Source organism: Chitinophaga pendula (assembly GCF_020386615.1).
Lineage (GTDB): Bacteria > Bacteroidota > Bacteroidia > Chitinophagales > Chitinophagaceae > Chitinophaga > Chitinophaga pendula.
The window spans coordinates 3,628,725-3,651,877 of record NZ_CP077769.1; the positions used below are offsets into that span (position 1 = coordinate 3,628,725).

The 23,153-nt window shown below is 49.2% G+C and carries 18 protein-coding genes; 8 read left to right on the top strand and 10 right to left on the bottom strand.

The features are described from left to right. Positions 1-261 precede the first annotated feature (261 nt). The 7 genes from KTO58_RS12730 to KTO58_RS28795 form a co-directional block, all read right to left on the bottom strand. Positions 262-894, bottom strand: a complete 633-nt coding sequence (locus tag KTO58_RS12730; RefSeq protein WP_157752993.1) for a LutC/YkgG family protein — start codon at positions 892-894, stop codon at positions 262-264. Positions 895-917: 23 nt separating this feature from the next. Further along, entirely contained in the window at positions 918-2,300 is a 1,383-nt protein-coding gene (locus KTO58_RS12735) for a lactate utilization protein B (RefSeq protein WP_095838999.1), read from the bottom strand. An 11-nt stretch (positions 2,301-2,311) separates the two neighbouring features. After that, entirely contained in the window at positions 2,312-3,046 is a 735-nt protein-coding gene (locus KTO58_RS12740) for a (Fe-S)-binding protein (RefSeq protein WP_095838998.1), read from the bottom strand. 124 nt (positions 3,047-3,170) lie between these two features. Then, complete coding sequence (locus KTO58_RS12745; protein ID WP_157752992.1) at positions 3,171-3,731, bottom strand: hypothetical protein; 561 nt, start codon at positions 3,729-3,731, stop codon at positions 3,171-3,173. Between the two features lie 251 nt (positions 3,732-3,982). Then, positions 3,983-4,618 carry an alpha/beta hydrolase gene (locus tag KTO58_RS12750; protein ID WP_095838996.1) on the bottom strand — a complete coding sequence of 212 codons (636 nt, stop codon included), beginning with the start codon at positions 4,616-4,618 and terminating at the stop codon, positions 3,983-3,985. A gap of 7 nt (positions 4,619-4,625) precedes the next feature. Further along, a complete protein-coding gene (locus KTO58_RS12755; protein ID WP_095838995.1) occupies positions 4,626-5,336 on the bottom strand; it encodes a pirin family protein in 711 nt (236 codons plus the stop codon). A 52-nt stretch (positions 5,337-5,388) separates the two neighbouring features. Further along, positions 5,389-7,605 (bottom strand): helix-turn-helix domain-containing protein, encoded by a 2,217-nt coding sequence (locus tag KTO58_RS28795; protein ID WP_095838994.1) that lies wholly within the window; start codon positions 7,603-7,605, stop codon positions 5,389-5,391. A 603-nt stretch (positions 7,606-8,208) separates the two neighbouring features. Between KTO58_RS28795 and KTO58_RS12775 the strand changes: the two genes are divergently transcribed. The 4 genes from KTO58_RS12775 to KTO58_RS12790 all read left to right on the top strand — a co-directional run bounded on the left by KTO58_RS12775 (position 8,209) and on the right by KTO58_RS12790 (position 12,453). Continuing rightward, a complete protein-coding gene (locus tag KTO58_RS12775; RefSeq protein WP_095838993.1) occupies positions 8,209-9,255 on the top strand; it encodes a helix-turn-helix transcriptional regulator in 1,047 nt (348 codons plus the stop codon). A 540-nt stretch (positions 9,256-9,795) separates the two neighbouring features. Continuing rightward, complete coding sequence (locus KTO58_RS12780) at positions 9,796-10,455, top strand: redoxin domain-containing protein (protein ID WP_095838992.1); 660 nt, start codon at positions 9,796-9,798, stop codon at positions 10,453-10,455. Positions 10,456-10,600: 145 nt separating this feature from the next. Continuing rightward, the gene (locus KTO58_RS12785) at positions 10,601-11,380 is read left to right on the top strand and encodes an SDR family NAD(P)-dependent oxidoreductase (RefSeq protein ID WP_095838991.1); all 780 of its coding nucleotides are present in this window, start codon (positions 10,601-10,603) and stop codon (positions 11,378-11,380) included. A 263-nt stretch (positions 11,381-11,643) separates the two neighbouring features. Then, complete coding sequence (locus tag KTO58_RS12790) at positions 11,644-12,453, top strand: phytanoyl-CoA dioxygenase family protein (RefSeq protein WP_095838990.1); 810 nt, start codon at positions 11,644-11,646, stop codon at positions 12,451-12,453. Between the two features lie 212 nt (positions 12,454-12,665). Here the strand turns inward: KTO58_RS12790 and KTO58_RS12795 are convergent, their stop codons facing one another. Continuing rightward, positions 12,666-12,917, bottom strand: a complete 252-nt coding sequence (locus tag KTO58_RS12795) for a GlsB/YeaQ/YmgE family stress response membrane protein (RefSeq protein WP_095838989.1) — start codon at positions 12,915-12,917, stop codon at positions 12,666-12,668. Between the two features lie 954 nt (positions 12,918-13,871). Between KTO58_RS12795 and KTO58_RS12800 the strand changes: the two genes are divergently transcribed. From KTO58_RS12800 to KTO58_RS12815, 4 genes are all read left to right on the top strand, one after another. Further along, on the top strand, positions 13,872-14,900 hold the full coding sequence (locus KTO58_RS12800; protein WP_095838988.1) for a helix-turn-helix transcriptional regulator: 1,029 nt from the start codon (positions 13,872-13,874) through the stop codon (positions 14,898-14,900). 78 nt (positions 14,901-14,978) lie between these two features. Then, a complete protein-coding gene (locus KTO58_RS12805; protein WP_198314921.1) occupies positions 14,979-15,470 on the top strand; it encodes a GNAT family N-acetyltransferase in 492 nt (163 codons plus the stop codon). Positions 15,471-15,499: 29 nt separating this feature from the next. Next, positions 15,500-15,916 carry a Fur family transcriptional regulator gene (locus KTO58_RS12810; RefSeq protein ID WP_095838987.1) on the top strand — a complete coding sequence of 139 codons (417 nt, stop codon included), beginning with the start codon at positions 15,500-15,502 and terminating at the stop codon, positions 15,914-15,916. Between the two features lie 103 nt (positions 15,917-16,019). Continuing rightward, complete coding sequence (locus tag KTO58_RS12815) at positions 16,020-18,512, top strand: heavy metal translocating P-type ATPase (RefSeq protein WP_225860233.1); 2,493 nt, start codon at positions 16,020-16,022, stop codon at positions 18,510-18,512. A 34-nt stretch (positions 18,513-18,546) separates the two neighbouring features. On the opposite strand, the gene KTO58_RS12820 is transcribed toward KTO58_RS12815, so the two are convergent. Next, on the bottom strand, positions 18,547-19,350 hold the full coding sequence (locus KTO58_RS12820) for a lysophospholipid acyltransferase family protein (protein WP_095838986.1): 804 nt from the start codon (positions 19,348-19,350) through the stop codon (positions 18,547-18,549). A 76-nt stretch (positions 19,351-19,426) separates the two neighbouring features. Then, a complete protein-coding gene (locus KTO58_RS12825) occupies positions 19,427-23,020 on the bottom strand; it encodes a response regulator (RefSeq protein WP_095838985.1) in 3,594 nt (1,197 codons plus the stop codon). Between the last annotated feature and the right edge of the window lie 133 nt (positions 23,021-23,153).

A 23,153-nucleotide genomic window follows, 5' to 3' on the forward strand; every position in this document is an offset into this window, starting at 1 on the left:
CATTATACAAGAGACAAGCTGCCTAACCGGCATTTTCCAGGAGGCAGAAAGATGTATAATCACACATCATATGGTCCGTTATTTACCGGTATTACAATTTCCGGTTCGTTCACAACTTGTGGCAGGAGGACTCAACTGTTTGTTCAACATCGTTTAGAGCAAAAAGAGTATTGGGCGGGGTAAGCGACCGCTACCTTGTAGAATCCCCTCCCCTACTTTCTCATCAACCTGTGCCAAACAGTCAGCAGCCTCCACGTTATCCTATTTTTTATTTAGCAGCTCACGGTGATGGCTATCCGTATGTGGGTCGGGGAGCAGGATGAAGACCATAAGGCTTTTGGCGCCATGGGCGCCCAGTACCAGGGATTGTTCTATATCGGCTGTTTTGGAAGGTCCCGCCAGGAAGACCCCGAAGCCATCTTCCGGGGCTCCTAACCGGGTATAGGCATCATGCAGGGTTGGCACGATGTGGGCGGCAGAGAGTACTACCGATAGATGTTGTGTGATAAATGGGAGTACGCGGGCTTGCAGCTGGGATTCGGGAATCCATACCGCGCCGTTTTCGGCTACGCCGAGGGAAGCGCGGATGATGGCCATGTCTACGTGTTCCAACTGGCGGCCATCTCCTCCCTGCCAGGACCAGGCGGGTCCGGAGTAGAAACCCGGTTCGGTAGCGATCACGGTACCTAGTGCCGGATGTTCGGCCCGGATGATGTCTTCGATCTCGCTGGTATTGTGGATGAGATAGGACCTGGCACCGAGGTTGTCCAGCGATGTGCGGAAGCTGTCGAGGCTGCCGCTGTTTGTTGACTGAAAGGCTGCGAGTGATGGTAATTCCGTGTATGCGGGTTGGTTAGTTTTAACTGCGGCCAGTATCCGTTCTCTGCTGTTCATCATATAATATATAACTGACGAGATTATTTATGTGTTTGTTCTTTGTACCAATCGGCGAAGGACTGGCGTGGGGGTGCCGGCATTTCCCGTTGTTTGTGCCAGGGATTGAGGCGGTTGGCGGTAAGGGCGGGCCACCAGCGCATGATCTTACGGGCGAAGGCGCCGGCGCGGCGGTACAGGCCGGGCCGTGACAGTACGGTATTCATGACTTTCATGCCGGCGGTTTTGCTGTTAGGGCTGTATCCTTCCTGAACGATGACCTGTCTCCATTTATACAACTGCTGGTGGATGTCGATCTTCACCGGGCATACATTGGAGCAGGAGCCGCAGAGGGTGGATGCGAACGGCAGGTCGGCGAAGTCTTTCATGTCGAGGTTAGGCGCCAGGATGGAACCGATGGGACCGGCGACGGCGGTATGATAGCTGTGCCCGCCACTACGCCGGTATACGGGGCAGGTGTTCATACAAGCGGCACAGCGTATACATTTGAGTGAGTTGCGAAAATCTTCTCGACCCAGTTGGCGGGTACGGCCATTATCTACGATAATAATATGCAGTTGTTGTCCGGGTTGCGGGCGCCGGAAGTGGCTGGAGTAGGTGGTAATGGGTTGTCCGGTGGCGCTGCGTGCCAGTAGCCGGAGGAAGACGCCCAGGTGTTCGCGGCGGGGGATGATCTTTTCGATGCCCATGCAAGCGATATGTACATCGGCGAGATGGGCGCCCATGTCGGCGTTACCTTCATTTGTGCAGATGACCAGCTCACCTGTTTCTGCGATAGCGAAATTGACGCCGGTGATCGCTACGCGGGAGCGGATGAATTCCTGCCGGAGGTGTGCGCGGGCGGCGGCGGTGAGGAATTGCGGGTCTGCATTACCGGCGGGCGTACCGAGGTGTTCATGAAAGAGTTCGCCGATCTCTTCTTTCTTTTTATGTATACAAGGTAATACGATGTGGCTGGGCGGTTCTTCGGCGAGCTGTACGATGCGTTCTCCCAGGTCGGTATCGATCACATCGATGCCATGTGCTGCCAGGAAGGGATTCAGGTGGCACTCTTCGGTGAGCATGGATTTACTCTTCACGATACGTTGCACTTGCTGCTGTTGCAATAGTTGCAATACGATCTGGTTATGTTCTTCGGCATTGGCGGCCCAGTGGATAGTGGCGCCATTGGCGATGGCTTTTGATTCGAAGTCGACCAGGTAGTTATGCAGATTACCCAGTACGTTGTGTTTGATCTGTGAGGCCGCTTCGCGCAGCTGTTCCCATTCGGGTACGCTCCAGGCCATACGGTCTCTTTTCTGGCGTACCCACCATAAGGTCTCATCGTGCCAGTCGACCCTGGCTTCGTTCTTATTGAACTGTTCTGCAAGTGCGGCATGTTCCTGTCCCTTCATCGTTTCCTTCATGGTAATTGGTATCAGCTATGATTGAGTATTTCGGCGATGTGTAATACTTTGACCGGGCTTTGTTGCCTGCGCAGGATACCGTCCATGTGCATGAGGCAGCTAACATCCAGGCCGGTGATATATTCGGCGCCATGTTGTATATGGTCGGCGATACGGTCTTTTCCCATTTTCACGGACACGGCTTCTTCGGTGACGCAGAAGGTGCCTCCGAAGCCGCAGCATTCGTCGGTACGTTTGAGTGAGATCAGTTCGAGGTCTTTGACCAGTTGTAATAACTGTAATGGTTTGGAGTAGGCCGGCGCTACCAGCTCGCTCATTTGCGAGAGGCCCAGGCCGCGTTGTCCATGGCAGCTCTGGTGTATGCCTACTTTATGGGGGAATCGGGCATCGAGCTGTGTGATCTGCAACACATCGGTCAGGAATTCTACCAGTTCATATATATGGTGCCGGATGTGAGTGGCGGCCTCTTCTTCGCCGGGTAAGTGGAGGTGCTCTTTGATATGTAATACGCAGCTACCGGAGGGGCCTACGATATAATCATACCCCCTGAACTGCCGGGTGAAGTTCTTATTACAACCGGTGGTCAGGTGTTCGTACCCGGAGTTGGCCATAGGCTGACCGCAGCAGGTTTGTCCCTGCGGGTATTCTACTTCACAACCTAGTTTTCTGAGCAATTGCAGCGTGGCGATACCTACCTGTGGATAGAACTGGTCTATATAACAAGGAATAAACAATCCAACCTTCATCTTCGTATCAGTTAAAAATATAATCGAATCGTTAAAATACTGGTTCGGCTGATACGATACAACAAAGTATGAATTTCCAGTTATGAATTGTGAATAAACGATTAAAAAGGCGGTGTTGCGGAGATCAGTACTGTACTTTAACGTCGATCAGCAGTTGCTGGTTAAAGGATTTGACTTTGATAGCGCCCCGTTTTCCTGCGGCATTGCGGAACAATACAACATGCGGGGTGTTGGCCGCTTCGAAACTTTCCTGGTCGGTGGTGATCTTTAGGGTATCCAGGGCGCTGGCATGGCGGAGGGTATCGAACCAGGCGGAGGAGAATACCTGTGCGTCGGGCATATTGAGCACGAAGGAAGTCCTGGCCCCCGGTATTTTAAAGCCCAATGTCGCTTCGTCGGTAGGGCTGGTGAAGAACAGGGAGTAGGCGCCGAAGTTGTTAAAGGCAATATCGATATGCTGGCCGATCGTATCGGGGATGGCATTGTCAGTATATATTTTACCTGATAAGGTGGAGAAGAGGCGGCCATTGACAGGGTCATTGGGTTTGGCATAGAGGGCGACACCGGTATAGGTAACGAGGCTATCTTTTGGTGTGGCTTTAGTATCTGGCCGGGTGCTGTCGCTGTCTTTTTTGCAAGCGAAGGAGGCTGCCAGGAGCGTGCTGGCGAGGAAGATCTTTTTCATAGGCATTCTTTATATACGGTAAAGATATAAAATATACTTATCTATCATATATTAAACAATGGTGGATAGGCTTCGAGCAGGCTTTACTTATACGAATGATACAGGATGACTATACGAATGTTAAGGGAGAGGTGGACCTGAGGACTTAATCTTCTCATTGTCAGTTAATTACGAGGCATTTTTGCACATCCATGCACATTATTGCAGCTTTTTGCATCCAAAGTAGTTGGTATGGTGAGCGAGGGATGGTATTAAAAGGCAGCGGGGAAATGTTCACGGCACCAGGTGGCGGCCAGTTCGATATCGCGATGGGTGAGCTGGTGACCGGCGGGCAGTACCTCATGTTGTACCTGGAAGCCCAGCGTCTGCATCCAGGTGGCGTAGGCTTCGCTGGCGCCTTCGGCGACGGTGGGGTCTTGGGCGCCGGAGCTCATGAATACGGGTACGGCGGTATGGAAACCGGGCGGGGTCACCTCTTCGCGGAAGGGGCGCATGGGGCGGAAGAGGATAGCGCCGGCTAGCAGCGAGGGGTATAACAGTAATGAAGCGGCGGCGATATTGGCGCCATTGGAATAGCCTAATGCGATGATCTTGTTGGGGTCGAATCCTTCCTGTTTGGATAGTCCCTGTATGCAGGCGGCCATTTCGCCGGTGCGGAAGCGGAGGTCATCTTCATCGAAGACCCCCATGCTGATACGCCGGAAGAAACGCGGCATTCCATGTTCCAGTACGTTGCCACGTAAGCTAAGCAGGTTCATGTTATTCCCGAAGTAATGTGCTAAGGATAGCAGGTCCTGTTCGTCGCCACCGGTGCCATGTAGTAACAAGAGGGTGTACGACTCCCCCGGCACTGGCCGGTAGATATATTTCAGCGGTTGATAATCCATAGATAGCCTAGTGGTTGATGGGTGATTCTACGATGGCGAAGCGTGCGGTGCTGGTGCAGGTGATATTGATACCGCCGGTATTCCAGATGCCCATGGCGTCGCGTTCTTGCAGTTGTTGTCCTGCAATTTCCAGGCTGCCGCTAATGACATAGATGAGGAGGCATTTGTTAGTATGCTGGAAGGCATATTCCACGATATTGCCGGCATCGAAGTAGCCCAGTTTGATACGTGCGTTCTGGTTGATCCAGCAGTGTCCCTGTCCTTCTTCGTTGCTCACGACGGTCACGAGTCGGTTATGCCGTTGTTCTTCGGGGAACTGGCGACGTTGGTAGCGCGGTGTGATATTTTGCAGTTTGGGTTCTATCCATATCTGGAGGAAGTTGACCTCTTCTTCTCCGACATTATATTCTTCGTGGCGCAGGCCGGTGCCGGCGCTCATGATCTGTACCCAGTCTTTGGATACTACTTCGCTGTAGCCCATGCTGTCTTTGTGGTTCATATTGCCTTGCAGCATGATGGAGATGATCTCCATGTTCACATGGGGATGCAGGCCGAACCCTTGTCCTGGTTTTACATAATCGTCATTGAATACGCGCAGCAGTCCCAGTCCGCTCCTGGCGGGGTTGTAGTAACTGGAGAAGCTGAACAGGAAATTGCTTTGTAGCCATTCCAGCTGTTTGAGGCCTCGTTCGTCTTTTCTGATGATGAGATATTCCATGTGACTAAGGTTTATGCGATATAGTTGCTAAGATACTGTTTTCCTGCGCCAATCAGCTGGGGTCTGTCTGTTGTTTGAAATAGTGTTGTACGGCGCGTATCTCTGCATAGGATACATCGTTGCCTAACCGTTCTTTGAGTGCTCCTGAGGCGGCCACCCCCAGTTCTTTCACATGCGGGAGTATCTTATCTATTTTGGCTTTGGGCATGAAGCTTTCGATGGGCAGTTCTCCATGGCTGATGCACTGTACGAGATGGCTTTCGATGGTGCTGAGTGCGAGCTGGCGTAGTGTGGCTATTTCGGCGATGGATTTACCACCCAGGAACAGTTCCAGGGTACCTTTGCGGCTGCTGCCTACTTCTGGTCGTTTCTTACCGGGGCCCGCGGCAGTAGTGGCGGTAGTGGCAGCCTGTTGTTGTTTGGAAGCCAGGTAGTTTTTCAATCCGTTGTTGAATCGCAGGTCGCCGTACCGGGCTTCCCATATATGGGTAAGGCGGCCCCAGAGGTCGGCTTCGAGGCCCTGTAGTTCTACTACGTACTTACGCCAGTCTTTTCCTTTCAGCGTGGCGATATGGGCTTTTAGCGGCTGTATCAGTTCATCATGTATTGCCTGCGTAAAGAACCCTACTGCTTTGGTGACCCGCTGTTCGAGTTGTGCGGTTTCGCCGGTTTGCACCACGGTATCGAGGAGGCTGCGTAGTTGCTGTACGAATTTGATGGCTACTTCCTGCTGATGGCCTGCTTTAGCCATGAGGGTGCGTGCGAGTTCGAGGGGAACGGTCATTTCCGGCACTTTTTTATCTGCCTGCAGCCAGGCCATGTGAGCGCGGAAGAGGATCATCATCTTCTGCCAGTCGAATACCTGCTGGAGGGTGTTAGACCAGAAGATTTTACGTTCTATTTCGAGTACGAGGGCCAGTTCATTGGCTTCATTTTCTTTATCGGCGAAGGCCAGTACCTGTTCGTCGGTTCGGATGCTACCGTAGTTGATGCGGGAGCGCAATACGAGTCCTTCGAGGGAGGTACATCGGCTGAGGGCGACATATACCTGTCCGGCGGCGAAGGAGTATCCTGCATCGATGATTGCTTTTTCGAAGGTGAGGCCCTGGCTTTTATGGATGGTGATAGCCCAGGCCAACCGCAGGGGATATTGTGTGAAGCTGCCCAGCTCTTCTTCTTCGATGCTATCGAGTTCGCGATTGAAGGTGTAGCGGATATTACGCCAGGTTTCTTTTTCTACTTTTACTTCTTCTTCGCTGCCGGAGAGGGTAACGATGATCTCATCTGCGGCGATCTCTTTTACGACGGCGATCTTGCCATTATAATAGCGGCGGGGTTCGGCGATATCATTTTTGAGGAACATGACCTGTGCGCCAGGTTTGAGTTGCAGTTCGAGGTCGGTCGGCAATGCTTTGTCGCTGAAGTCACCTTCTATCTTGCCTTCGAAGCGCCATACTTTTCCTGGCATGGCAGACAGCCGGGCATTGTTGATATCATCAGCTTTGCGGTTGTGTGTGGTGAGTACGATGTATTCACCATCGCGTCCTACGAAGGAAGGGTCATAGCGATCGTTGAGTAGGGAGAGGTCATATTCTTCTACCTGGTTATTGCGTACGCGGTTGAGTACATCTATAAAAGTCTGTTCATTCTGCCGGTATATTTTCTTCAACTCGATATATAAAGGAGGTTGCTGTTCAATGACCTTTGCATGGAAGAAGAATGGGCTCTCGTAGTATTGTGATAGCAGTTGCCATTCCTGTTCGGGCATTACCGGCGGGAGCTGGAACAGGTCGCCGATGTACAATACCTGTACGCCACCGAAAGGCAATAAGGGACGGTTGCGGTAGTGCCGGAGGATCTGATCCATGGCATCGAGCATATCGCAGCGCACCATACTGACCTCGTCGATGATCAGCAACTCCATCTCCTGGAGTAATAGTTTTTTATCATTATTGAATCGAATATTGCGGAAGAGGGTGTGCTTGTCGGTGGAAATATTATCGGCGCCGAATCCTCTTTTGCTGCCGGGGATATAAGGTCCGAAAGGCAGTTGGAAGAAGGAGTGCATGGTAACGCCGCCGGCGTTGATAGCGGCGACGCCGGTAGGTGCGATCACTACTGTATTTTTACGGGTGTGTTCGCGGATGTATTTTAGGAAGGTGGTCTTACCTGTGCCGGCTTTACCGGTCAGGAAGATATGGCGGTTGGTCTGATTGATGAAATCTGCCGCCATGTGAAACACCCTGTTTGTATTATCTGGTGGGGGCATATAGTATTTATTGCGCTAAGAGCGCGAAGATAGCCAAATAGTTGACAGTTTCCAGCGGTAGGCGTTGGGATATGCGGGTCTGGCGGGCTTATGATCGATTGTTAGTGAAGTGGGATATGGGATATGCCGGGCGTGGGAGGGGCTATAAATATCAAGGCGACAATTAAAAAAAATACCCGCTACCGGCTAAAATCCTCCGCATTTGATTTTAACCTGCGTAACGGGCAAATTTAGGAGTTTATCACCCCAATGCTCATGGAGCAAAGATAGGCCAGCAGCTAATTACGGCTGCATCCTATCGGGCAGAAAAACAGTGCAAAAAGACATTCGTCGGCGAAAAAAAGCGCAAAAAGGACCGCTGTTGCCTGTATTTGAAAAATTATTTGGCACGATTTTTTTGAATACAAGCGCAAAGTGAACAATTAAACTGTCAATTGTACGCTAGCAAGAGGCGTATTTATCACGCAACCCAACCATTTCTTTAGACTAACCTATCATCTTTATTTATTAACAGGAGCGAAAAAGCGCTGCCGTACGTCGTGTTGCCGCCCACCCCGAGGTGAGGCCAACGGGATTGTATTGCATAAAAAAGTGTTTCGGCCAATGAAGGAGTCTAACATTCTAAAGTTCAGCATGACGCTGGATACCACGAACAGTGTCCTGGAGCAACTGGCAACTGTATATGCCAGGGAAAGCAAAACCGTCGTAGCGATCAGCAATAACCGGGTTAATGTTCCCGGTTCGCTAGGCGATGGTTATGTGATCTGTATTCCGCTGCTGGAAGGGTTAACCTGCATACTTTCGGACATTGTGTATCATGTGCCCGCCTTTATAGAACGGCGGGTGAGTGAAGAACAGGTGAACTATGTAGCCGGCTGTGCTTACGGGCATTCACAGACCCATGTGTTGATGCCGGCGACACCGGGAGACCACGAGATACACGACATCAAAGGAGACGGTTTCTTTATGTACAGTACACAGTCAAAAGCGATGTTCATGTATGAACCCGGCAAACGTACCCGCAGCTTTTCCCTGGTGATGAGCCGTTCTTTCCTGCTTAGTGAAATGAGTCACGCCACTAAAATGCTGAGTCATCCATTCATGTTACATTTCGTGAGAAATGAAGCACTATGTTTCACTTCTGCCCTCCATCCTCCGTTGCTCAATACGGTGAATGCCGTATTTGAAGACTTGGTACATAAACCTTATCCGGACTTTGTGAAACGTTTTATGTGCCTGAGCGCTGCTTACAACTTTATCAGCAAGTGGTTTATCCAGGAGTATGAGATGGACAAGATGCCCGGAGACGCAAGCCAGCATGTCAACATTAATGACCTGATGAAGGTGAAGGATGAATATGTCAGCAATTTTGAAGCCCCCCCTCCTACTATCGAGACGCTGGCACGCAAGTGTAATATGAGTCTGACCAAATTCAAGATCGTATTCAAGTCAGTATTTGGTATGAGCTGTTATCAGTATTACCAGTCGCAGCGCATGCAGTATGCGCGGGACCTGCTCTGTGGCAAGCAGCATTCAATCAAAGAGATCGCCTATCTCACGGGATTTGAGAATACGGCCAACTTCACGCGTTCTTTCAAGAAGTCCTTTGGAGAGCTACCCCGGGATTATGTGAAGTACCGTTGTGCGTAAGGTACGGGGCAAAAAAACAAGGATAAAGAATTATCCTTGCACTTTCTTGTTTTAACCTGTAACAATTAAACTATCTGAAAAGGTGATATGGGCTTGCATTCAACATCGATTAATAATGTTCCATACCATTCTGATAGCCTGTCAATTGTTCTACAAAAATACTATATGCAAAGTGGCCACTATGGCTATTTTAGACACAAAAACAGTGCAAAAGGACATTTTCAGGGTTGTTTTTTCACCCAGGCGGCCCGTACTTCGGGGTGCCGGGCAATAGCCTGTAGTACTTTGGCTGCCCACGGTGTTTGTTTATCCATACCTGCCCATCTTTCGTGTACTTTCTACAGCCCATCCGGTGAGGGGTAAACAATATAGCACTAAGTAACCCTATTATCCGGATATGGGATGAGCAGCTGCGGAGGGGGTGCAGAGAAAAGATTTCTTATTAGTCTACTAATTTTGTAGGTTATTAAAAATATTTCCCTATTTTTGTATCGTGGTCCGTTTTATCAACCATTATTTTTTCAGTTAAATCTTTTTAAGATGCCAGCCATTAACCGATTTGCAGACTATCTCACCTATCAGCTTCCCGAGCAGTTTGCGCGCCCTGTAGCTTATAAGAGCAAGATCAGTCCGGCGCAGAATGGCACGACGTTGCCCCCTATTTTCCTGCATAACAACAACAGTATTGTAACCGCGCCTGCGCTTAAGGATCTGAGTGGACCGACATCTATTTGCCGGTTGTTGGATAAGCCGTTGGTGCTGGCATTCCATTCTATTCACTGGAATGAGTATGGTACGCGGTTGTTGCTGGACCTGCAGGATATACAGGAGGACATTCGTATTATGGGAGGGCGGTTGCTGGTGTTATCTACCGAGGACAAGGCACAGTTGCAGGATCTACTGGATGCGCATGCGTTTTCTTTTGGCATTGTGCAGGACAAGGATCATGCGATAGCCAAGAAGGTGGGCATCTTTGATGAAGCGGACCCGGTATGGAACAGGGTATCGGGGATTGACGCGCATGTACCTATTCCGGCGATATATGTGATCTCACCTACGCAGGAGATCGTGTATAGTTTTGTAGATCATTATTTTGAGCAACATTTTTCAACCAGGGACTTGCTGTCGGCCGTGTATGATCACCGGGCGGCGACACCGGTAGCCGGTGTGTTGCTGGAAGATATTAAACATACTGCATAATAGCCATAGCATGACCGGCCCGTTATGCGATCACATAGCGGGCACCGGTTATGTCCCTGATCTGACGTTCTTTATTTTTTCCGGCGTGTAGCATAAGGGTCATTCGTTTCGTTCCAGTTTATCCGTTTATTTAGTAAATTTCAGTATGTCCTCTTATGCACTGATCACCGGCGCCAGCAATGGCATTGGTAAGTCTATCGCGCATTCGCTTGCCAGGCGGCAATATCCGTTGTTGCTGGTAGCCCGTTCGGAGCAGGCGTTGCAATTGCTGGCCCGTTCGCTGACGGACACTTATCATGTACCGGTTGCGTACCTGGCATTGGATCTTACCTTGCCGGATGCAGCGGACCGGGTGTGGCAGTGGGTCACGGATCACGCGTATCCGCTGTCGGTATTGGTTAACAATGCCGGATATGGTATTTGGGGTTCGTTTGATAAGCTGGAGCTGCCATTGCAGTTGAATATGCTGCAGCTGAACATGCAGGCGGTGGTAGCTTTAAGCCATCGGTTATTACCACTACTGCACCAGCAGCCAAAGGCATACCTGCTGAATGTAGCCAGTACAGCGGCTTACCAGGCTGTTCCGGAAGTAAGTTTATATGCAGCCTCCAAAGCGTTTATTGTGAGTTTTACGCGGGGTTTAAGGTATGAACTGAAGGACAGCGCTATATCGGTAAGTTGTTTGTCGCCAGGTCCGGTAGATACCGGATTTATAGACCGGGCTGGTATGGGGCCGCTGAAAGAGCTGACTGCGAAGTATTCGATGACGCCGGACAAGGTAGCAGCCATTGCGGTAAAAGGGATGTTCCGATCCAAAGCTGAGATCATACCCGGATGGCTGAACCGGTTGGCTGTCTTTTCGAATCGTTTATTACCCAAAGCATTGATAGAACGTATTGCTGCCGGTTTATACAAAACAAAATAGTAATGAGATATATTGGAGATACTGCTGGTCATTAGCGTCAGCCATTTATTCAACAAGTATTATAGTGTACCTATCATGAACAACGCAACAACATATTCACTCCACCACTGTCAGGCCTTACCTTCCCCCGGTACTACCAGCCTGTATTGTTGTTGCTGTTAGTCATATTCCTTCCCTTACATCACAGCCCATTCATTGCTGCGGACCTTGTCCGTACTGCACGTCATATCCAACCATTTTTCATCACGACAACGCTTTCTTTTATGTCTGCCATTAATTATCCAACCTACACACTGTCGGGCGCATTGACCCAGGAACAACAAGATTTTTTTGATACACACGGATTTATTCACTTCAAACATTTCATTCCGCCTACGCTGGTACAGGAGATCATTGATGCCTCTGCAGAAGTGGAGGCCCGCTGGATCTCACATGATGTAAAGAAAATAAATGGCGTACCTATCAAGTACGGTAAAGACCTGAATGGTAAGACGATCGTTCAACGTTTTGCTTTCATCAATCAGCATGCACCATTGTTAGGCTCATTTTTACGTGATGACCGTTTGCAGTCCCTGTTGGCGCTGGTAGGTCCTGGTGCGAGGCTGGGGATAGACGAAAAGGACGGGATGGTCTTCAATCACTATGTAAATGGGCCTGGTAGTAAATTCAGTCAGTTAGGCTGGCATACAGACGGGTTAAGGGATATATTTTATGGTACTCGGCTGGCGCCTATGTTGAATATAGGTTTACACTTGAGTACCTTAACACCGGAGAATGGCGGACTGCGTATCCTTCCGGGTACACACAAGCAACATTTGTTCAATATGCTTTTCCGTAAGCGATATTTTCTTGATCATCGTGCTGACCCGGAGGAGATTGCTATCATCCCATCAGCGGGAGATCTGACGGTACATGACGGCCGGTTATGGCATCGGGTTGCCAAGTCTTCGGTAACAGGAGAAGCCAGCAGGAGAAGAGTGATCTATATTCCTATCGTTGCCGGTAAATATGCACCCAAGAATGAGCATAGTCCAACGTTATTGTATCAACGATTTGCAGGGATCATTAATTGACCTGCTCACTTCACGCTCCTTCCGGAATGCAAGACAGGCGCCAGCATATACCCGTTGTTTAACGCCGGGAGTTATGCGGGCGCCTGTCATTACCAATTCCTGAAAAAGGGCACCAGGCAAGATTACCCGGTGCTTAAAACAAACAACTAGTGAAAATAAAAAGGGACATTCTCCCCAATGAAATGATGTAACAGTATGTAGTGTGATATTGATCACCGTGACATTTCGAACCTATAAAACCGCAGTAATAAAAGATCTCCGGCTACGGCGAGTATAAGATTAAATGTATTCAGTTCGTGTACGCTGCCATATCCGACCTCACATCCTATCCAGCCTCCGAAGAAGGCGCCGAGTACACTTACAAACAATATAATGAGCCATCCTCCGGGGTCTTTCTCATGATGCAGGCTCTTTGCGATCACTCCAATAATAAGCCCTAAAAGGGTCCATACCAATGCTACCATGTTCTTAAGGTTTTTCGATTGTGCAGGAAAAAATTTTATTTCAACGACATGTGCTACCAGTAGTAGGCATCCGGTTGCATGCAATGGACGAAAGGCTATCATCACCGAGCCTTCGTGTATAGACTAAATTATTGTGCTGTTTGAAAAAAATTGTGCCGATTCGTTCACTGAAGCACTTTGAACAGTAACATGTACGTGATGTAAGTATTGTGCATAATGTAACGTGTGTAACAACAATGATCATGACAGTATTATCGTCGTGTTGGCGGGACCTGATAAGATCCGGAAAATTTACTCATGTCTTTAATTTTTTAATGTTGGTTATAGATCGTAGTACGCATGTTATAAACAAGTCACCGGGCAGGAATACCCGGCCAGTATTTAACACTTGTGGAATATAACGTGGAACCCGAAAAAAAGTTCGATGTACCTGTGTGCTGCATATTGTGCCCATAAATTTGGATCAAATAAGTTTACCGGATATGAATATCCGGTACCTTCAATACTCCACATCAATTCATTAAGTGTACCTGGACTTAATGTTGATGATTATTGCAAAAATGGAAGCTTGTTTTTCTATTATTAGTATTTGTTAGTATTCTATAAGGCGATAAACAAACCAGTCTGATTCTCTTCAACTGTTCACTGCAAACACTTCAATATGCTATAATGGTCATACTCTTGGAATAAAAGTATTATTTGTAAATCATATAGCTGTGCTGAATCCTTCAGTGAAGTATAATAAACAGTATTATTTTGTGTCCATTAGAAGATAAATCTTATATAAATATTTATTAATTGTATGTTTGACGACATACCCAATCTTGGGTATATTTCCTCCATACATGCTGTACTGTAGCGGATTACATAAGTCTGGCATATTTATTGAATTATTATTTTCTCCGCGTTTTTTTCCCTCTGCAATATTACTGTGCGACTTTTGAAAACTGGCTAATGAAAAAAACTATACCAACGTTACACTTCAACTATGAACAGGAAGGACAAGAGAAATTGATTAACCTGGAAGCGATTACTTCCGGTGGTAAACTTGAGTCTTTCAGCCTTTCCCGCGGAAATTTTGAGGGTCCCCAGCTACCTGACGGTGTATTGGAAGGTATCCTTACGATAGGATGTCTTAGTATTTTACAGAATAACCTAGCCGGTGTGGACTGGTTTAGTAATGACGCGCTGGGTTTTCTTTTCCTGGAATCCGGGGAGATGCCATTATATCTGCAAGATGGTGATCAGAAGGTATCGGAACACCTGCTTAAACCCGGTCAGTTGCTGATCAACCGTCCTTCTCAGCCGAATAAGTTAGGCGATCCCTTTTTCCATATTGCTAAATTCACCTGGATTATGATAGATGTGGGTTACCCGGTGGTGACTGAAAGATGGCGATGGCCGGACTGGATCGTCTTATCGGCCAAAGACCAGGACGAGCTGACGGGCCTGCTGCGCAGCAGCGGACAACAGATATGGCCTACCGATGCGGAGTTGAGACGTATCTTCCATCAGTTGGCCGTCTATATCAAATCTGACACCAACGCTTCGAGTGAATCTCCTTTGAAAGTATATATTAACGAGCTGTTGATACGTTTGCTGGAGTTACTGCGTAAGGGAGATATGGGAAGGCAAACGGACTTCTCTCCTACGCTGCTTTCTGCCAATAATTTTTTACAATCGCTTCCCCGTTCGCTGCAGGACCCCTGGACACTGGAGTCTATGGCTGCTGCCTGCGGACTTGGCGTTACACGGTTTGTCTATTATTGCCGGCAGCTGACGAACATGACCCCTATGCAATTTCTGCGGAACGTACGGTTACAGGAAGCTATCCGCTTATTGCAGACCGAACCGCCGCTTAGTATCAGTGATATTGCTTATAAGTGCGGATTTTCTTCCAGCCAGTATTTTGCTACCACCTTCCGCAAACATTATGGTCTTACCCCGCAGGAGTGGCGGGCTTCCCTCCCTTTTAACGACTAAGGATACCGCATATCTGTACAGTTTATAGCGCCAATCATTTCTTTTATAATACTTTTGTTCTATAAATAGCCATGAAAAGTGCCGTATTCCCAATCTATCCATACCGATCATCATACCCTGGTACGCCAGCTGGGGGAGCATGAGTCACCACCCTATGCCCTGCTTTTACTGGCAGATCCTTCCCAGGAAATGGTAGACCGTTATCTGGATGAAGGGCAAGTCTATATGTCTGTAAAAAATAATGAAACAACAGGGGTATATGTTTTGTTAGACACAGGAGACCGGGTGGCGGAGATCAAAAATATCGCTGTTCATATATCCTGGCAGGGACGAGGTGTAGGCCGTATACTACTGCGTCATGCCGTCAGTGTTGCTAGGGCACAGCAACTGGAGGCACTGGAAATATGCACCGGTAATTCCAGCATATATCAGTTGCGACTTTATCAGCAATGTGGGTTCCGGATGGTAGCTATCGAACCGGACCATTTCACACGTCACTACCCCGAGCCGATCATTGAAAACGGTATTGTATGCCGGGATCTGATCCGGCTTCGTATGGAGTTATCCTGATCACCTGCAGATCATTAAAGCCATAGCATATGTTAAAGCAATTGGAAGAGCGACTACAACAGAAATCAATACGTCCGACCGCCATGCGGTTGCTGGTGCTGGAGTTCCTGGACAACCGGGACAGCGCCATCAGCCTCACGGACCTGGAAAATGGATTCGAACGCTCTGACCGTATCACCCTTTACCGTACGCTTAAGACCTTCGAAGAGAAAGGCCTGGTACATAGCATTGACGATGGCAGCGGCGCGCCTAAATATGCGCTTTGCCAGGATGATTGTGTTTCCTCTTATCACCGGGACCTCCACGTTCATTTTTACTGTCACTCCTGTAGGCAAACCTATTGTCTCCCCTCTTATAAAATACCTGATCTACGCCTTCCCCCAGGATATATAGCCGATGAAGCCAGCTTGCTGGTAAAGGGCCAATGTGAGCGATGTCGCGCATAAATGCAATGGCATTGCACGCGATTACCGGGTAGATTTGCAGTGAAAGTTATAGTATCAGCTGTAACTACTAATGCTTATTAAACGAGCTTTTAATTTACCAGATATGGCAGCTATCCAGAAACTAAAGATCGAGATACCGCTATTGCTCCCGGGCATTCCCGATGAGCAGGACCGTTGTGTGGAGCGGATCATTCAACTACTACAAGGAAGGGAAGGTATAGATAAGGTACATATTACGGATACAGGAACGGCTACGCCTAAACTGTGTTTTCACTACGACCCGGATATCATCGGCGTAGATCGTATACAGGTGCTTGCGCAACAAGCCGGCGCCACCCTGACCCGTCAGTTCGGACATACCCTGATACAGGTTACTGGCATCCGGCACGTACGCCATGCCAGGATCATTGAAAATAACCTGAAAGCCATACCTGGTATCATGGAGGCCGCCGTATCGGCAACAGGCACTATCCGGCTGGAATATGACAGGGAGCAATTGTCCACCCAGGAAATAGACCGGCAGATACGTCAACAGGGGCTGCAGATCAACAGCCAGGATACTACGCCTGCTACTGCTGATGGACATGTACACCAGCCAGGGGAATCCCATGATCACGATCACGCACAAGAAAAACACAGCGAAGGCGACGGACACGATCATGACCATGGAGGACCCTTGGGCAAAAATTCTGAGTTGATCTTCAGCCTGCTTTGTGGCGCTTTACTTGGTATCGGCTACGGGTTATCTTTCGTCAGCGGTTTACCCAGCTGGGTTAGCCTGGTATGTTATATCGGCGCCTACCTATTTGGCGGATATTTTACCCTGACCGAGGCTATCAGCACGATCCGCAAAGGTGGTTTTGAAATAGATTTCCTGATGCTGGTAGCCGCTATCGGTGCTGCCATATTGGGAGAATGGGCGGAAGGCGCCTTATTGCTTTTCCTCTTCAGCCTGGGGCATTCACTTGAACACTATGCGATGAACAAAGCTAAAAAGTCCATTGCGGCATTAGCTACCCTGGCACCCAAAACAGCCTTACTGAAAAAAGGCGGTCAGGTGACCGAAGTCCCTATCAGCGAACTGGCCCTGGATGATATCATCGTGGTAAAACCGAATAGCAAGATACCGGCAGATGGTATTGTCACCAGTGGCAACAGCAGCGTTAACCAGGCGCCTATTACCGGCGAAAGTGTGCCGGTAGACAAGTCGCCGGCGACGGACCCATCCAATACCGGCGAAAAAGATCCTGCACACAGCGTATTTGCCGGCAGCATCAATGGAAATGGCGCTCTCGAGATTAGTGTACGCCGGCTGGCGCAAGACTCTACATTATCCCGCCTGGTAAAGCTGGTAAATGAAGCCCAGACACAGAAATCCCCCACCCAGCGCTTCACGGACCGCTTCGAGCGGATATTCGTACCGGCGGTATTGGTACTGGTAGTGTTACTGTGTTTTGCCTTCGTCGTAATCGATGAGCCATTCAGCGCCAGCTTTTACCGGGCAATGGCAGTACTGGTGGCTGCCAGCCCTTGTGCACTGGCTATATCCACCCCCAGCGCAGTGCTGAGCGGCATTGCCCGCGCGGCGAAAGCCGGCGTGCTGATAAAGGGAGGACGTCCCCTTGAAGACCTGGGCACATTGACCGCACTGGCATTCGATAAAACAGGTACTCTTACACAAGGCAGACCGGCGCTTACCAATGTGATCCCATACAATGGTGTAACAGAAGAAAAGCTGCTGCAGACGGTAGTAGCAGTAGAAGCACAGAGTGATCACCCACTGGCAAAAGCGCTGGTACGGGATGGAAAAACACGGCTGAATGGCCAGGAGATACCGGTAGCACAGGATGCTGCCGCCGTACTCGGCAAAGGTATCAAAGCAACCGTGACCGGTAAAACAGTCTACATTGGCAACCGGGCATTATTCGAGGAGCTGGACAATGCCGCTCCTCCTGCCGCACTGCTGGAACAGGCCACTGCCCTGGAGTCAGAGGGCCATACCACGATGATTGTACGGGAGGATGATACCTATACAGGCCTGATCACCCTGATGGATGTACCTCGCCAAGAGGCGAAAGCGACACTGGAGCAACTAAAAGAGATCGGTATTAAAAGGATGATCATGCTTACCGGCGATAATCAGCGGGTAGCCGACGCCGTAGCTGGCCACCTGGGTCTAACGGAAGCCTGGGGAAGCCTGCTACCGGAAGAAAAGGTGGCTGCTGTTAAAAAGCTGCGGGAACAAGCCTCCCAGGTAGCCATGGTAGGCGACGGTGTCAACGATGCACCGGCGATGGCCAATAGTACGGTCGGTATTGCCATGGGAGCGGCAGGTTCTGATGTAGCCCTGGAAACAGCCGATGTGGCACTGATGGCAGACAAACTGGAAAACCTGCCTTTCGCGATCGGCCTGAGCAGGAAAGCCAAAGGCATTATCCTTCAGAACCTATGGGTCAGCCTTGGCATCGTAGCCCTGCTGATACCACTGACGATTGCCGGAGTGGCCAGCATTGGGCCTGCTGTGATGATACACGAAGGCTCTACCTTACTGGTGGTGATGAATGCATTAAGACTGCTTGCATATAAGCAACGATAACCGCTTGCCTTATTAACCTATCACTTACTGCTGATTAAATGACAGGTGGGTGCTCGTCTTGTTTTAATGGCTCCTGTGGGGGGATAGGCGAAGGTGTAAAAGGCACTTGCCCTAATGAAATATGTATGGCAGCTTCTGCGGCATGCAATATATCTACGGCTGATTTGTCCGCCGGCTCTATCGGCTCAAGTACCGTCCAGGAGCATCGTTCTCCGAAGCTTAAAGGGAAACCGCCATAGCGGAACAACCGCCAACTATTGTTGATCGCCAATGGCACAACCAGCGCTCCCGGCACTTCCCGTAACAAGGTCGCCAATCCGCCGATGGCAAATGGCTTCAGCTTCCCATCGCGGGCACGGGTACCTTCCGGATAAATAATTACCGACCAGGTATTCACCCGCATCCGTTCCGTTAGTTTGATGATCTCAGCAATTGCCTGCTTGGAATCCTTACGGTCAATATTAGCCCCTCCGGAATGACGCTGGTTAAAAGATATGCTGGGTATCCCCTTGGACAGCTCTATTTTGGATATGAATTTGGCATGGTGCTTACGCAGGAACCAGATCAGTGGCGGAATATCATACATGCTCTGGTGATTACAAACGAAAATGATAGAGCGGTCTGCCGGCAAACGGTAAGGATTACGGAAGCGTACCGTAGCGCCTGCCAGCGGATAGGTAAGGATAAGCAATCCATTCAGGATATCCACCGAACGCTTGTGCGCGGAGTAGCCGCCTAACTTCAAACATATCCATTGTATGGGATGAAATATTCCCAGCAACAGACCGAAAAACAAATAATGTATCGGCGTGAATATATAACCTAAAAATTTTCGCATCGCTTTTTCATATGGTGGAAGTAACGGCCGGCCTGTCCGCTACCGGTAGCCGGTACTCAAAGGTAAGGATTTGTCACTATAGCCGGTCGTATAGCCATACGCGCAGCAGCGACACCAGCTGATCGATATCTACAGGCTTGGAGATATAATCGGAAGCCCCCGCCTGTATACACTTCTCCCTGTCGCCTACCATCGTTTTAGCAGTAACGGCAAGAATCGGTAACTCTCTATACACTGGCTTTTCCCTGATCCGGCGGATCGTTTCATATCCATCCATCTCCGGCATCATCATGTCCATCAATACGATGTCTATTTTAGGATGACTTTCCAGCTGCTGTATAGCTTCCTTACCATCTGTCGCAGAGATGATATTCATCTGATGCTGTTCCAACGCTTTAATCAGGGAGAATATGTTACGCGCATCATCATCTGCAATCAACACCGTCTTACCTTGTAATACACTCTTGAGCTTATCGGACTTCTGCAGCTGTCTTGCATTGGGGCTTTTCTTGTCCTCCTCTATGAGATGCAGGAATAAGGCCACTTCATCCAGCATTCTTTGATAGGAATGTGCAGTCTTAACAACGATAGAGTCCGCATATTGCCGGATCCGTACTTCTTCTGCCCGCGACAAATGTTTACCGGTGAAGATAATGATAGGCAGGTCTTCCAGTCCGGGATTAGACTTAATGGACTCCAGCATTTCATAGGCCTGCCGGTCGGGCACTCCCATATCCAGGATCACACAGTTGACATGCTCCCGCTGTAGGGCCGTGATACTGTCATTTACCGTAGTAGAGATCTCTGTCTGTACATTGTAGGTCTGCAGGTAATATGCCAGCGCTTTAGCATGACGGATATTCTCTTCTACGATCAATACCTTACGGGGATTACGACTAAGCGCATTTTCCAGGCGGGTGAAGATGGAAGACATATCTTCTATCGCCAGTGGTTTGTTGATAAAGTCCACAGCTCCCTTCAACAGGCTCTCTTTACGTGCCTCCGTAGAAGACATGATATGCACCGGGATATGCCGGGTAACAGCATCGCGTTTGAGCGCATCCATCACCTGCCATCCATCCATTACAGGCAAACGCAGATCTAGTAAGATCGCCAACGGCAAATATTGACGGGCCATCTCTATACCTTGATCTCCTTGTACAGCGACGAGCCCTTTATAGCCCCTGTTACGTGTAAAACTCAACAAGGTGTTGGCAAACCGGGTATCATCTTCAATGATCAGGATCACAGGTTCTCCTGGTACACAGTCTTGCCGGTCATCAGGAATTTCCGCGGGTATCTCTGGCGCCACAAAATGTCCGTTCGTAGGCTGATCTATTACCGGCGTCACCGCTGGCGTCAAGGTGGTATATGTATTAACCAACTCCGTAACATGGTTCATCTCACGGTGCGCAGGAATAGAGATCGTAAACGCACTACCCTTCTCCGCTTCGCTGGCCAGGCGGATCTCACCACCCAACAGCCAGGCCAGCTGGCGGCTGATGGATAATCCCAGCCCCGTACCTCCGTACTTACGGCGGGTAGACCCATCTGCCTGCTGGAAGGCTTCAAATATGATACGTTGTTTGTCTTCCGGGATGCCGATACCTGTGTCCTTTACGGTAAAGTCAATATATCCCTGCTTGATGGCAGACCGGCTGATCTCAAGCGACACCTCTCCTGTTGCAGTGAACTTAAGCGCATTGGACAACAGGTTCCTGATGATCTGTTCCAGCCGCATCCTGTCTGTCTCGATATGCTCCGGCAAACCGGCCTCCAGCTGTATCCGGAAACCGAGTTGTTTATCGGCAGCAACCGGCGCAAACAAAGCATGTATAGCCGCTGCAATGTCGTTGATACTTATGGTACCATATTCCAGGTCCATCTTACCAGCCTCTATCTTCGAGAGATCCAGTATCTCATCGATCAGGTTCAACAGTCCTTTACCTGAACTTTGGATCACAGTAGCAGACTCTACCTGGTCTAAAGTAAGGTTCTGCTCTACGTTCTCCGATAACAGGCGGGATAATAAAAGAATAGAATTCAATGGCGTCCGCAATTCATGCGACATATTAGCCAGGAACTCAGATTTGTAGCGGGTGCTTTGTTCCAGCTCTTCCGCCTTCTGCTGTATCTCCGCATTTTTCTCTATGATCAGCAGGTTACGCTCTTCCAGCAATCGTGCTCTTTCTTCCTGCTCTGCATTGGCTTGTTGCAACTCTTCCTGCTGAACGCGTAACTCCTCTTCTGATGTCTGTAATTTCTCCGTCTGTGCTTCCAGCTCAGCATTTATATTCTCCAGTTCGGAATGTTGCGCCTGCAATTCCTCCGATTGGGATTGTGTCTCTTCCAGCAACTCCTGCATACGGCGGCGGTTTTCTGCCGTAATAATAGCAATGCCTACGTTGTGGGTACTGTTACTTAGGAAACGGAGTTCCTTTTCTGAATATGCCTGCAAGGATCCCAGTTCGATCACCGCTTTGATTAGGCCGTTATAGAATACAGGAATCGCCACTACTTCGACCGGTCGCGCCTTTCCGGTGGCATAAGAGATGCTGATATGATCTTCCTGCATACCAGGCAACAACATCAGCTTCCCACTTAAAGCACTCTGCCCCGCAAGCCCTTCACCGAATGGGATGACACGTTGCTCGGTTCCTGCCGCAAATGCATAACCTGCCGTGTATACCAGTTCCTGGTCCTGACAAAGGTATAGCGCTCCTACCTGACTATGAGTGAGGTCGGCAACAGTCTCTACAATATGTTTACAAAGCGTGATCGTATCTTTCTCCCCCACCATCCGGTCATTCAACTGCGCCATACTGGCTTGCAGCCATTCCCGCTCTTCCAGTTGGGTAAAGGAGGCTTCCAGTGATCCGGCCATCCTGTTAAGGGAGATGGCCACATTTCCCAGTCCATCGGCTCCTCCATCATTTACCCGGACCGTGTAGTCTCCGCTGGAGATCTGCTCTGCGACCTGCCGTATAATGCCGATCCGCCGGGTAATATCCTCATCTTTATCCTGTAATACTCCCTGCAACCGCTCCCGCTCTTCAACGTCCTTCTTCACCCGCATATAGAAGACACTGGTGATCAACAAGGCCAGCACAGCGGCAATGACGATCAGTATCAGCGTAAAGTTGGTACGTTCTCCTCTTGCTTCCGTACGTTGTATCATCAACTGACGCTCCCGGGCTTCCATGGTTCCTATCAGTACCCGGGCCTGGTCCATATACTGTTTGCCGAGCAACAGGGTATCCAGACTACTACGGGTACCGGCACGGCCTTTCGTTATTGTCTGATTTAATACCGTGAACACCTTTCCTATCAGTAATTCCAAATCATCGCAGGACTGTTGTTGCATCGGATTATCCGCTGTCAGCCGCTTTACGGATTCCAGCGTACGGGCTACACTGTCGCTGGCGCTTCTGTAGGGGTCCAAAAACACTTCCTCTCCCGTCAGCAGATACCCTCTTTGCCCGGTTTCGGCATCCTTCATCCGGGAGTTGATCTCCTCCAGACGCTGTATCACCTCCGCCGTATGATCTACCCATCTTGCACTCTCATTGAGGTCCTTAATACTTGTAAATGAAGCTACTGAGCTGATTATCAGCAATAATAGGGAAACGCCAAAACCTATTATTAGGTTACGCTTAAACGTAGTGTTCATGAGTAAATTTGAGTGGACAAATATAATGGCTGATTTCCGGATTTATTACATTCCAAGCGGGAATAGCTGAGATCGTATAGGTAATAGCAGGAAAATACAATATTACTATCGGTCAGATGTAAACGAAAAGGCC